Below are 12,461 nucleotides of genomic sequence, written 5' to 3'. Positions count from 1 at the left end.
GGATGGCCTCACGCGGAGCGGGTCACACTATTCGCGAACCGAAACGCATCAGCAAGTTGGAGGAGGACTTTTCCCGATGAAATGGTCTGTATTTCTGCTTGGGGGTCTGGCCGGCGCCGCCGCCGCGGCTTACGTCGCCAAAAAAAGACCCGGAATGTTCGCATGGGCGACCAGCGCGGCCGGAATGGCCATGTCGGGCGTCTCGAGAAGAGCGATGGGAGCGGTCGTGAGCCGCAAATTCGGCGAAGCGCGTCATGCTTCCGCTGCGCATGCGGAAGGCGCCGCGAGAGATTCCGCGGGCGCTTGGGGACAGATTGAAATGATGCTGAACAGCGACCCGGGTCTCAAGCATCAGGTCGATGCGATCAAATCCGAAGCGAAGACGCATTAAAGCGAGACACGAAATGTGGACAAAAACGAATCGTTTCCTTCCCGGCTGCGTATATACAGTTGGGAGCGGAGGCGATTCTTTTTTTGGCGCGGTAGTGCATTCCGATCCCAGACATGCTAACATAGCAATAAGAACTTTTTATTCACCAAACCACGGCGTCTACATACGCTGTGTATAACAAATGTTACCCGCGTTCAATCGCTTTCGACGAAGGTTTTTGCTCCGAATAGACGAAGCAGATGCTTTTCGAAAAGGAGGATCCTATCATGAAAATCGAACGGCTCAATCAAGACAAAATCCGAATCTTCCTGACGTTCGACGACTTGCTGGAGCGTGGGATCCAGAAGGAAGACATGTGGCGCGAAATTCCGAAAGTCCACGAGCTGTTCAGCGAAATGATGGATCAAGCCTACAGCGAGCTCGGCTTCGACGCCAGCGGCCCGTTGGCCGTGGAGGTGTTTGCGCTTCCTGCTCAAGGCATGGTCGTCATCGTGACGCGCGGCAAAGTGAACGGAAAATCGGACGACCAGCTGCAAGAAGAAGAAAACGACGAGGACGTTTACGAGATGGAAGTCACGCTGGAGCAGAGCGATATCGTGCTTTACGCGTTCAAGGACATCGAAGATGTCATTTCCGTCAGCAAGCAGCTCAAAGCGGCTGAATTGATCGAAGACGGACGTCTCTATGCCTACAACGGCAAATATATGCTTGCATTCGAGCCGGTCGGCATCGAGCTGCCCCGCTACCACGCCATCATCGCCCTGCTGGCGGAGTACGGCGAAGCCACGTCGATTACGACCGCGGTTCTCGAAGAATACGGCAAAGTGATCGTACCTGCCAAAGCGGTGCTCGAAATTTGCACTCATTTCTAAAATCGTCGCTTTGCTACTGAAAGCATCAGCAGCGGATATCCGCATCTGGTGCTTTTTGTTTATTCCGGCGCGGCCCGTCGCGTCCGCCCGTCGCATAGTTGCTCTCGCGCCCGATCATACTGAAGGCAAAGGCGGTGAACATTTCCATGACAGAAATGGAAAACGACAACGTATTGACCTCGACGCAAATCGTGATCGACGAGGCGCTCCGCAAGCTGGGCTACGGCGATGACATGGTCGAGCTGCTGAAGGAGCCGATGCGCATGCTCGCCGTGCGCTTCCCGGTACGCATGGACGACGGCAAAACCCGCGTATTCATCGGCTATCGCGCCCAGCATAACGACGCCGTCGGCCCGACGAAGGGGGGCGTGCGGTTCCATCCCGACGTCAATGAAGCCGAGGTGAAGGCGCTGTCGATCTGGATGAGCTTGAAATGCGGCATCGCGGATTTGCCGTACGGCGGCGGCAAAGGCGGGGTCGTTTGCGACCCTCGCAAAATGTCGTTCCGCGAGTTGGAACGGGTAAGCCGCGGCTACGTGCGGGCGATCAGCCAGATCGTCGGGCCGACCAAGGACATCCCGGCTCCGGACGTCATGACGAACGCGCAGGTCATGGCTTGGATGATGGACGAATACAGCCGCATCCGGGAATTCGACGCGCCGGGCTTCATTACGGGCAAGCCGCTCGTGCTGGGCGGCTCGCATGGCCGGGAAAGCGCCACGGCGCGCGGCGTAGCCATCATGATCGACGAGGCGATGGGGAAGCTGGGCATCCCGCTGCAAGGCTCCCGCGTCGTCATTCAAGGCTTCGGCAACGCGGGCAGCTACCTCGCGAAGTTCATGTACGACGCGGGCGCGAAAGTGATTGCTATTTCCGATGTGCACGGCGCATTGTATAATGAACAAGGATTGGACATCGCCGACTTGATGGACCGCCGCGATTCGTTCGGGACGGTCACCAACTTGTTCAAGAGCACGATCTCGAACGAGGAACTGTTGGCGCTGGAATGCGACGTGCTCGTGCCGGCCGCGATCGAGAACCAAATAACGGCAAGCAATGCGGACCGGATTCGTGCTAAAATCATTGTGGAGGCCGCGAACGGTCCCACGACGCTGGAAGCGACCCGCATCGTGACGGACCGCGGCATTCTGCTCGTGCCGGACGTGCTGGCAAGCGCGGGCGGCGTGATCGTATCCTATTTCGAATGGGTGCAAAACAACCAAGGCTACTATTGGACGGAAGAAGAAGTCGACGCGAAGCTGCGGCTCATGATGGTGCGCGGTTTCGAAAACGTGTATGAGGTGCATCGGACGAAGAAAGTCGACATGCGTCTGGCCGCGTACATGGTCGGCGTTCGCAAATTGGCGGAAGCGGTTCGCCTGCGGGGATGGGTATAACGACGAAGACGGCTGTCCGGTCTTCTTCCGCGGCGGATCGGTTTCCTTCTGGAAGGTGACACGGATAAATGCTGCTTTTTTCCATTTTGACGGCCGCGGTCGCTCCAGGCATCGCGCTGCTGACCTACTTTTATTTGAAGGACCGCTACGAGGCGGAGCCGATTCATATGGTCATCCGGGTTTTTCTGATGGGCGTTCTGATCGTGCTTCCGATCATGGTCATCCAGCGGGGGCTCGAGCTTGGCTTGGGAAGCGGGCCGGTCGTGTTTTCGTTCGCCGTCTCGGCCGGCGTCGAAGAGCTGATGAAGTGGTTCGTCCTTTACCATATCATATATAATCACACGGAATTCGACGAGCCCTATGACGGCATCGTCTATGCGGTCGCGATCTCGCTCGGGTTCGCGACCGTCGAGAACGTGCTCTACGCGGTTTTCCAGCCGATGACGGTAGGCTCGCTTCTGATCCGGGCGCTGCTTCCGGTTTCCGGCCACGCGCTGTTCGGCGTCACGATGGGCTACTACCTCGGGAAGGCCAGATTCGCGAGCGCGTCCAAGCTGAAGCTGCGCTTCCTGATTCTCGCGGCCTGCCTGCCGCTGCTCGAACACGGGCTGTACGACTATATCATGGGTTCCGGCTCGACTTATTGGGCCTGGTTCATCATGCCGCTCATGGCTTACTTGTGGTACAAAGGCGTGCGCCGGATCAACCGGGCGAACGCGCGGTCGCCGTTCAGGCTGATCGGCCGCGAGGAAGAGGTTAAGCTGTAGCATTTCCGGCCATACTAGGTAAAAAACGCCAGCCCGGACCGGGCCGGCCAGCCTAGGGGAGGACCGCAATGGAAACGGCTCGCGTGAAAATAGCCATCCGCTGCAATCTGTGCGGGGAGAAGTTCGTGCTCCGCGGACGCAGGGACAAAGACCGGATCGACACCGGCTTCAAGCAATGCCTATGCAACAACGTCGACGATTTCGACATCCAAGAATTGGCGCTGTAACGCGCGCCGCCAAACGCGAGGAAAACTTCGCCATACATGCATAAAGCTCCTTTCGGCAAGCCAAACTAACACCAGGTTTTGCATACGAAAGGAGCTTTTGCTATGTATCGTCGCTTAAGCGCTGTGCTTTTTCCGGTCATGACGCTGTTCTTCATCGGCTCCATGTACTGGGGGTACCAGGAGCACCAGGAGAAAAATTCCATTTTAATCAAGGCCGAGAGCCAATACCAGCGCGCCTTTCACGATTTGTCGTATCATGTCGACCAGCTGCACCGCCAGCTCGGGAATACGTTGGCCGTCAACAGCGCGTCGCAAAGCTTTCAGCGCAAAGGACTGGTGAACGCGTGGCGGCTGACGAGCGAAGCGCAGAACGAGATCAACCAGCTGCCGCTGACGCTGCTGCCGTTCAACAAGACGGAAGAATTCCTGTCCAAAATCGCGAACTTCTCGTATAAAACGTCGGTCCGGGATTTAGGCAAGCAGCCGTTGTCGCCGGATGAATTCAAGACGCTGAAGACGCTCTACTCGGACTCGGAGGACATCTCCAAGTCGCTGAACGGCGTGCAGGAGAAGGTCCTGGCGAACAATCTGCGCTGGATGGACGTCGAAGTCGCGCTCGCGACGGAGAAATCGAACCGGGACAACACGATCATCGACGGGTTCAAGACGGTGGACAAGAAAGTCAGCGAGTACCCGGAGATCAACTGGGGCCCTTCGGTCGCGAGCATGTACCAGAAGCGGACCGTCACGATGCTTGCCGGCCGGATGAGCACGCCGGCGGAGATTCGGGAACGCGCGGCCAAATTCCTGGGCTTAAGCGCGGCGCAGGCAAAAAACATCCGGGTCGTCGAGAACGGCAAAGGCACCGAGTACGCCTCCTTCTCGGCCACGTATAAAGCGAACAAAGCGGACAATCCGATCGAGATCGATTACACGCAGAAGGGCGCCAAGCTGATTTGGTTTACCAATCCGCGCGATATCGGCAAGCAGGCCGTAAGCATCGAGCAAGCGAAGCGCAAGGCGGGCGAGTTCCTGAAGAAGCATGGCTACGAAGGCATGAGGCCGATTTCCTACGACGACGGCAACGACGCGGCCGTATTCACCTTCGTCGATACCCAGGACGGCGTACTGATCTATCCCGCCAAGCTGACCGTCAAGATCGCGCGGGACAACGGCGACGGAGTGGCGATTCAAGCCGGCGATTACGTCTACGAGCACCGCAAGCGGAACCTGCCGAAGGCGAAGCTGACGAGCGCGCAGGCGAAGGCGGCGCTTAATCCCGATTTCAAGGTGAGCAGACAGCAAATGGCCTTGATCGACAATGACGAGGACAAGGAAGTGCTGTGCTACGAGTTCGTCGGCAAGATCAACGGATCGGTTTACAAAATCTATATCAACGCCGACAGCGGCCTTGAGGAGTCCATCGAACAGCTGCCGGCTTGACCGGAAGGACGTGCGTCCCGAGACGCACGTCCTTTTTTCGCGCCTGCGCCTCTCTCCCCAAATTTCGACAGCCTGTGCTATAATCGTGCAAGGGGGAGGAAAGCCGATGCTGCCAACGATCAATCAGTTTTTATACTTGCAAATCGCCTCGTCCGACGAAGAAGAAGCCGCGCTGGAATACAAGTCCAGAATCGCGGACAGCGCCGCGGACGAGCTGCTCATCGACATTCCGATATTGGAAGGGACCGGGCGTTATAAGCGTCTGTATCTCGGGGATGAAATTTCCGCGTATTATATGACGCAAGAGGGCGTAAAGCACTACTTCAACACGCATGTGCTGGGCTTCAGGGAAGACGCCGTCAGGCTGGTCCGGATCCGTAAGCCGGAACCCGATTCCGTCACCAAAATACAGCGCAGGCATTTCCTGCGGGTAGCGGCCGAGCTCGAAATCGCGATCACGCTTTCCGGCAGCGTCCGTTTCATCGGCGTAACCGACGACGTGGGGGGCGGTGGCATTTCGTTCATGGCGGACGCCAAATGGCCGATGAAGACGGGAACGGAGCTCGACTGCTGGCTGCTCGTGCCGTACCGGAACGGATCGGTCGACCATGCCCAGTTCAAGGCGGAGGTCGTACGCGTCAAGCCGCTCGAGAACGGCAAACACCAAATCATGGCAAAATTCGCGAAAATCGCGGACGGCGAACGGCAGCGCATCATCCGCTTTTGCTTCGAACGGCAGCTCGATTTCCGGAAACAATAATTCCGCGCGCGAAGAATGAATAAGGATTCCTTTCGTGGAAAAACTAGCCTTATCCGAGGCTTGTCCGCGCGGCCCGAACCGGCCGCGTCGCGCCTGGCAGACTGCGCTCGGACAAGGAGGTTGCGACATGCCGCGTAAATCCCAGAACGACTATTTGGACCTTGCCGACCGGGTGACCCGGGCGCTCAAGATCGCCGTGATCGCGCTGCTCGTCGCGCTCGCGTCCAGTCAGCTGGCGCTCCAAATTCCGCAGGTGCGGATGTGGGTCACGGGCGTGGACCGGCTCGAAGGCACGCCTTTCTAGCAGGTTTGCGTTCTTTGCACTTCCTCGGCGGCTGTGGTATAATTTTTACTATCGCAGGCAATGCCTGCTTTTTTAATGATGATTACAGCATGGTGGCAGCCGCTGCCCGACTTTCAAGGAGGTCAAACACCGCTTGGGCAAGAATGGGGGAACCATCAGCGGACGCATTAACGTGGCGATCGACGGACCGGCAGGCGCCGGGAAGAGTACCGTCGCCCGCAAAGTCGCTGAACAACTGGGTTACATTTACATTGATACAGGCGCGATGTACCGGGCCGTCGCTTACGCGGCAATCGGTGCAGGCATCACCCCTGACGATTCGGACAAGCTGGGAAGGCTCGTTCAAACGTTGAACATCGTGCTTGCGCCCGGCGGTGAAGGACAAACGGTTTGGCTGAACGGCGAGAACGTCACCGCGGCCATCCGAACGCGCGAAGTGACGCTGATCGTCTCTCAAATCGCCTCCCATGAAGCCGTGAGGCTGAAGCTGGTGCAGCTGCAGCGGGAGCTGGCGGATTCGAAGGGCATCGTCATGGACGGCCGCGATATCGGCACGCACGTGCTTCCGAACGCCGAAGTGAAGGTTTATCTCGTCGCCAGCGTGCAGGTGCGGGCGCTCAGGCGTTTTCAAGAGCTGAGCGGCAAAGAAGCCGTGCCGCTGCAGCAGCTGGAGCGGGAGATCGCGGAGCGCGACCAAAGCGACGAGCGCAGGGAAATTTCGCCGCTGATTCGCGCGAACGACGCCGAAGTCATCGACAGCACGGAGCTGACGATCGATCAAGTCGTCGCACGAATTCTGGACTTATGCCGAACCAAAACGGTGGAGGCGAAGTAAACTATGCTATATAGCATTTGCCGCAGCCTGCTGCGGATCATTTACGCCGTCCTGTTCCGTTTTGAAGCGATCGGGCTGGAGAACATTCCGCCGACCGGTCCCGTGGTCCTCTGTTCGAACCATATCAGCTTGCTCGATCCGCCGACAGTCGGCACGCCGGTGAACCGCATGGTGCACTACATGGCGAAGGCGGAGCTCTTCGCCGTCCCGCTGTTCGGCCCGTTCATCAGGTCGCTCGGCGCCTTCCCGGTCAAGCGGGGAGGGGTCAGCAAGGAAGCGATCCGCACCGCGATCGGCCTGCTGAAGGAAGGCAAAGTGATGGGGATCTTCCCGGAAGGTTCCAGATCGGCGGGGGATAGCGCGGGCAAGAAGGGCGCGGCCATGATCGCGCTGCGAAGCGGGGCTACCGTCATTCCGGTCGCCATTATCGGCAGGTACAAGATCTTCCGCAAGATGCGCATCAAGTATGGCAAGCCCATCGATCTGACGGCCTTCATACAAGATTCATCATCCGATGTGCTGGAGCAAGTGACCGATGTCATCATGCGCGAGATCCGCAACATGGTCAAAGAAGGGTAATCATTTCACGTTATTCATGTTTTAAACGGTGGGCCGGTTGAACGCGTTTCAAACAACGGCTTCACGTTTAAATAAAGTTGGGGTATGAATTGAGGAGGTTATTTCAAATGTCAGAAGAAACAAAAGTTCAAGATTCCGCGTCCGCGGAGGCAATCAGCCAAGATGCTTTGGATAATTTCGTGTCCTTGAAAAAAGGGGACATCGTGAATGGTACGATCGTCAAAATCGAAGATAACCAAGTGACCGTTAGCCTTGGATATAAATATGACGGCGTTATTCCACTTCGTGAACTTTCCTCGGTTCAAATCGACAGCGCGGCGGACGCCGTGCAAGTCGGCCAAGAAGTACAGCTGAAAGTCGTTAGCATCGACGACGAGAAAGAACGTCTCGTGCTTTCCAAGAAAGCGATCGACAGCGAGAAGGCTTGGGACGTGCTGCAGGCGCAGTTCGAAGCCGGCGAAGTGCTCGAAGTCACGGTTGCGGACGTCGTGAAGGGCGGCCTGGTCGTTGACGTAGGCGCACGCGGCTTCATCCCGGCTTCCATGGTAGAGCGCCACTTCGTCGAAGATTTCAGCGACTACAAGGGCCGCAAGATCCGCGTCAAAGTCAAAGAAATCGACCGCGAAAACAATAAAGTCATCCTGTCCGCGAAAGAAGTGCTGGACCAGGAGTTCGAACAAAACAAGCAATCGATCATCAGCGGCCTGCAAATCGGCCAAGAAATCGACGGTACGGTACAACGCTTGACGCCGTTCGGCGCGTTCGTCGACATCGGCGGCATCGACGGGCTGGTTCACGTATCCGAGCTGTCGTGGCAGCACGTGGCGCATCCGAAGGATGTCGTCTCCGAAGGCCAATCCGTTCGCGTGAAAGTGCTTAAAGTCGATCCGGCCGCAGGCAAGATCAGCCTTAGCATCAAAGCCGCGCAACCGGGTCCTTGGGAAACGGCAACGGGCAGCTTCAACATCGGTGACATCGTGACAGGTACGGTCCGCCGCATCGTAAGCTTCGGCGCGTTCGTCGAAATCGCGCCGGGCGTCGAAGGCCTCGTGCACATTTCGCAGCTGGCGCATCGCCACGTGGCAACGCCGAACGAAGTGGTGAAGGAAGGCCAGGAAGTCAAAGCGAAAATTCTCGACTTCAACCCGGGCGAGAAGCGCGTCAGCCTGAGCATCAAAGAAACGGAAGAAGCTCCGGAGCAGTCTGCCCGCCCTGAAAGAGAACACGGCGAGCGCCGCGACCGTGGCGAGCGCCGCGACCGCGGACCGAAAGTAGAGCTGAACAACCCGAACGTCAGCCTCAGCAACGAAAGCATGAGCTTTACGCTGGCCGAGCGTTTCGGCGACAAGCTGAGCAAATTGAAATAATCGATTCCATCCGGAATCGGCATCGTCATCAAACCGCTCGTTCCGCAGGCACCGCCGCGGAACGAGCGGTTTTTTCTTGCCGCATCCGCCGTTCGGCGAGTCGCCCGGGAGTATTGCATGGGCCGGAAGCGCATAATAAGGGCATACGGGAGGGATCAAGCGGTGAACGACGGCTTTATTGCGATTTGGCTCTTATCGATGGCGGCGATTCTTTATTTCACGGGCTGGGAGCGGCAGGTCGCCGACAGGCTGCCGCTTCGCACGCTCGGCGCGTTCATCGGCGCGACATGCGTGCTGCACGCGATGTCCGTCACGGTCCGCGGGCAGGCCGAAATTACCGGGAGCGCCGCGCTCGCGATCGGCTTGGCGCTTGTGCTTCTCGTAGTCATGCGGAAGCCAGGCGCGATCTTGTTTACGCTCTTCTCCGCGCTGCTCACCGGCTTCATGTGGATGTGGATGGGCTATATCTACAGCATGGATCCCGTATTCGTGGTCGTGCATCCGGCATGGGACGGTCCGCTGCTGGCCGGGCTGTTCGCGGGCTTGCTCGCGGATCGCTTCCGCGCCCACTTCGTCATCGCCGCGCTTAGCGCCGTCGTTGCGCTCGGCCAAGCCTATCTGGGCCCGGCGGCGCATGACGGCGTGCTGTTCATCGGGTCCCTGTCGTGGTGGGACGGCTTGACCATCGCCTTAACGGCCGCAAGACTGACGTCCGCCGTCAAGGCGTTCGTCAAAGAGAAAGCGCTCGGCGTACTCGACAGCCGATCCGGCGAACAAGGAGGCAGCTCGTAACCGATGTGGGAACATCTTTGGACGCATTTGAAGTCCGGACAGCCGCATCACGTCGTGTACGGCATCATGCTCGGCGTGGCGTTCGGCCTAGGCTCGCGGCTCATGATGCTGAGGACTGACTACCGGCAATACCCTACATATCCCCATGGACGCATCATTCACATCTCGCTCGGCGTCATCGCCGCCGCGCTCGGCGCCGTGGCCGTGCCCGCGCTGTATAAGAAGGATTTCACCGCGATCACGTTCCTGACGCTGGCCGCCCAGCAGTTTCGCGACGTGCGCAACATGGAGCGCCAGACGCTGTCCAAGATCGACAGCATGGAGCTGGTCTCGCGGGGATCGACGTATATCGAAGGCATCGCGATGGTGTTCGAAGGACGGAATTACCTCGTCATCCTGACGTCGCTCCTCACCAGCCTCGCGTCCTTGTCGTTAGGCTTGCCGTTCGGCGTCGTCATGGGCTTCCTGGCGCTGCTGCTCGTCTATCGGCTCAAGTCGGGCAAATCCCTCTCCCACATCGCGCGCGTCGAAATCGCGAACGTGAAGGTCGACGGACCCGATCTGTACGTTGGCGACATCTACATCATGAACGTGGGCTTATCGTCCAATCAGCAGATCATCGCGGAGCGGGGACTCGGGATCATTCTTCACCCGGTCAATCCGAACGCCAAGGCAACGCTCAGCAACTTGGGGCAGCGGCAGGCGATTCTGTTCGACCTGTCCACGATTCTCGGCGTCTATCGGGACGACGGAGAGCCCGCGCTCGTGCCGATGGCGAAGCTGGACATCAAGGACGGCCGGCTCGCGGTCTTCCTGCTGCCGCAGGAGAAGGACGCGGAGAAGGCAAAGGCGGTCGTGCAGCGGGTGCCGATTCTGGAATCCGCGGTGCGCATGCCGACCGAGGCCGGGGTGAACCGGGGAGAGGAGCGGCAGCATGGCTAAAATCGTGGCGATCGTGACGGACAGCCGCGACCATGTCGGGGGCGGCGCGCCGATATTCGTCGAAACCGACAAAGTGAAACGGGAATCGACGGCGTTCCTCCTCGAGAAGATTTTGGACGCCGTCGCGCATGACATGAAAGACGGCAACTTTATTCTCGTCGACCACAGCGCGGAATGAAATGTTAGCCATTCCCGCTGTTTTTTGCTATGATGATAGGCGTGAGTGTGGAGAAAGCCCCTTCATGGCCTAATCGATGCCATTGGCCTAATCGATGCCATTCAGCAGCGATCGACGAACACACGCTCTCGACAACGGTGCGAAACCGTTTAAATAGTAAGGAGTGAAACTATGTCTAAACCCATTATCGCCATCGTTGGGCGGCCTAACGTGGGTAAGTCTACGATCTTCAACCGGGTCATCGGCGACCGGCTGGCCATCGTAGAAGACAAGCCTGGCGTCACGCGCGACCGCTTGTACGGCTCCGGCGAATGGAACGGCCGGGCGTTCAGCATCGTGGACACCGGCGGCATCGAGATCGACGGCGAGGACGAGATCATGAAATCCGTCCGGATGCAGGCCGAACTCGCGGTCGAGGAAGCCGACGTCATCATATTCATGGTCGACGCCAAGGCGGGGCTGACGCACGCGGACGACGAAGTGGCCCAGATGCTGCTGCGCTCGCGCAAGCCGATCGTCGTCGCCGTGAACAAGGTCGACAATTTGAATCGTAGAGACGATATCTATGAATTCTATAATCTCGGATTCGGCGAACCGATCGCGATTTCGGGCTCCCATGGCATGGGGATCGGCGATCTGCTCGACGCGGCCGTCGAAAAGCTGCCCGAACTCGTGGAGGAGCCATACGAGGACGACGTCATTCGCGTGGCGCTCATCGGGCGTCCGAACGTCGGCAAGTCCTCGCTCGTCAACGCGCTGCTCGGGGAAGAGAGGGTCATCGTCAGCGACGTGGCCGGCACGACCCGCGACGCGATCGACACGCCGTTTGAACGGGACGGTCAGAAATACGTGCTCATCGACACGGCGGGCATGCGCAAGCGCGGCAAAGTGTACGAGACGACGGAGAAGTACAGCGTCATGCGCGCCCTCAAGGCGATCGAGCGGGCCGACGTCGTGCTCGTGCTCATCAATGGCGAAGAAGGCATCATCGAACAGGACAAGCATATCGCCGGCTACGCGCACGAAGCGGGCAAGGCGGCGATCTTCGTCGTGAATAAATGGGATGCCGTCGAGAAGGACGACAAGACGATGCATCAGTTCGAACAGAAGATCCGCGACCACTTCCTGTTCATGACGTACGCGCCGATCATTTTCCTCTCGGCGCTGACGAAGCAGCGTCTGCACAAGCTGCTCCCTGTCGTCGTGCACGTGTCCGAGCAGCACGCGATGCGCATACCGACGCATCTGCTGAACGACGTCGTCTCCGACGCGATCGCGATCAACCCGCCGCCGTCCGACAAAGGCCGTCGCCTGCGGATCAACTACGCGACGCAAGTGGCCGTCAAGCCGCCGACGATCGTGCTGTTCGCCAACGATCCGGAAATGATGCATTTCTCGTACGAACGGTACTTGGAAAACAAAATCAGGGCCGCCTTCCAGTTCGAAGGCACGCCCGTACGGATCTTCACCCGTAAAAAATCCGACGAAGACTAGGCTGGCGCGCAAGCGCCGCGAAGCCCGGGCTTCGCCGACCAAGCGAAGCTGGTGCCCGAGCCGTGGGGGCACCAGTTTCCCTGTCACCGCAAGGGAAGGCCGTCCGGCGGCCC

Annotated in this window: 16 protein-coding genes; 15 read left to right on the top strand and 1 reads right to left on the bottom strand. The window is 58.6% G+C overall.

Annotation, left to right across the window (positions count from 1 at the left end; all coding sequences use genetic code 11):
* The first annotated feature begins 76 nt into the window (after nt 1-76).
* Nucleotides 77-391 (top strand): hypothetical protein, encoded by a 315-nt coding sequence (locus tag BMZ79_RS06940; RefSeq protein ID WP_090637914.1) that lies wholly within the window; start codon nt 77-79, stop codon nt 389-391.
* A gap of 266 nt (nt 392-657) precedes the next feature.
* Nucleotides 658-1,263, top strand: a complete 606-nt coding sequence (locus BMZ79_RS06935) for a genetic competence negative regulator (RefSeq protein WP_090637911.1) — start codon at nt 658-660, stop codon at nt 1,261-1,263.
* Between the two features lie 25 nt (nt 1,264-1,288).
* Here BMZ79_RS06935 and BMZ79_RS35010 read toward each other — a convergent pair whose 3' ends face one another.
* Nucleotides 1,289-1,411 (bottom strand): hypothetical protein, encoded by a 123-nt coding sequence (locus BMZ79_RS35010; RefSeq protein WP_256252588.1) that lies wholly within the window; start codon nt 1,409-1,411, stop codon nt 1,289-1,291.
* Between BMZ79_RS35010 and BMZ79_RS06930 the strand changes: the two genes are divergently transcribed.
* The 13 genes from BMZ79_RS06930 (at nt 1,410) to der (ending at nt 12,348) form a co-directional block, all read left to right on the top strand.
* Complete coding sequence (locus tag BMZ79_RS06930) at nt 1,410-2,660, top strand: Glu/Leu/Phe/Val family dehydrogenase (RefSeq protein WP_090637908.1); 1,251 nt, start codon at nt 1,410-1,412, stop codon at nt 2,658-2,660. The genes BMZ79_RS35010 and BMZ79_RS06930 overlap by 2 nt on opposite strands.
* Before the next feature lie 68 nt (nt 2,661-2,728).
* Nucleotides 2,729-3,427, top strand: coding sequence for a glutamic-type intramembrane protease PrsW (prsW, locus tag BMZ79_RS06925; RefSeq protein WP_090637906.1), 699 nt, complete (start codon nt 2,729-2,731; stop codon nt 3,425-3,427).
* A gap of 68 nt (nt 3,428-3,495) precedes the next feature.
* Nucleotides 3,496-3,654 carry a hypothetical protein gene (locus BMZ79_RS34190; protein WP_177222037.1) on the top strand — a complete coding sequence of 53 codons (159 nt, stop codon included), beginning with the start codon at nt 3,496-3,498 and terminating at the stop codon, nt 3,652-3,654.
* 102 nt (nt 3,655-3,756) lie between these two features.
* Nucleotides 3,757-5,097, top strand: coding sequence for a germination protein YpeB (gene ypeB, locus BMZ79_RS06920; RefSeq protein WP_090637903.1), 1,341 nt, complete (start codon nt 3,757-3,759; stop codon nt 5,095-5,097).
* A 106-nt stretch (nt 5,098-5,203) separates the two neighbouring features.
* Nucleotides 5,204-5,857: a flagellar brake protein gene (locus tag BMZ79_RS06915; RefSeq protein WP_090637900.1), complete on the top strand. Its 654-nt coding sequence runs from the start codon at nt 5,204-5,206 to the stop codon at nt 5,855-5,857.
* Nucleotides 5,858-5,984: 127 nt separating this feature from the next.
* Nucleotides 5,985-6,161, top strand: a complete 177-nt coding sequence (locus BMZ79_RS34185) for a hypothetical protein (protein WP_177222036.1) — start codon at nt 5,985-5,987, stop codon at nt 6,159-6,161.
* A gap of 133 nt (nt 6,162-6,294) precedes the next feature.
* Nucleotides 6,295-6,996, top strand: coding sequence for a (d)CMP kinase (gene cmk / locus BMZ79_RS06910; protein ID WP_090637898.1), 702 nt, complete (start codon nt 6,295-6,297; stop codon nt 6,994-6,996).
* Nucleotides 6,997-6,999: 3 nt separating this feature from the next.
* Entirely contained in the window at nt 7,000-7,575 is a 576-nt protein-coding gene (locus BMZ79_RS06905; protein ID WP_090637896.1) for a lysophospholipid acyltransferase family protein, read from the top strand.
* Between the two features lie 107 nt (nt 7,576-7,682).
* Nucleotides 7,683-8,942, top strand: coding sequence for a 30S ribosomal protein S1 (rpsA, locus tag BMZ79_RS06900; protein ID WP_090637893.1), 1,260 nt, complete (start codon nt 7,683-7,685; stop codon nt 8,940-8,942).
* A gap of 162 nt (nt 8,943-9,104) precedes the next feature.
* Complete coding sequence (locus tag BMZ79_RS06895) at nt 9,105-9,734, top strand: YphA family membrane protein (RefSeq protein ID WP_090637890.1); 630 nt, start codon at nt 9,105-9,107, stop codon at nt 9,732-9,734.
* A 3-nt stretch (nt 9,735-9,737) separates the two neighbouring features.
* Nucleotides 9,738-10,676, top strand: coding sequence for a YIEGIA family protein (locus tag BMZ79_RS06890; RefSeq protein WP_090637888.1), 939 nt, complete (start codon nt 9,738-9,740; stop codon nt 10,674-10,676).
* On the top strand, nt 10,669-10,854 hold the full coding sequence (locus BMZ79_RS06885; protein ID WP_090637886.1) for a capping complex subunit for YIEGIA: 186 nt from the start codon (nt 10,669-10,671) through the stop codon (nt 10,852-10,854). The genes BMZ79_RS06890 and BMZ79_RS06885 overlap by 8 nt, the downstream gene beginning before the upstream one ends.
* A gap of 171 nt (nt 10,855-11,025) precedes the next feature.
* Nucleotides 11,026-12,348, top strand: a complete 1,323-nt coding sequence (der, locus tag BMZ79_RS06880; protein WP_090637884.1) for a ribosome biogenesis GTPase Der — start codon at nt 11,026-11,028, stop codon at nt 12,346-12,348.
* Nucleotides 12,349-12,461: the final 113 nt, after the last annotated feature.

It is taken from the genome of Paenibacillus sp. UNC496MF (assembly GCF_900113915.1).
GTDB classification, from domain to species: domain Bacteria; phylum Bacillota; class Bacilli; order Paenibacillales; family Paenibacillaceae; genus Paenibacillus_Z; species Paenibacillus_Z artemisiicola.
This window is presented reverse-complemented; position numbering and strand designations above follow the sequence as displayed.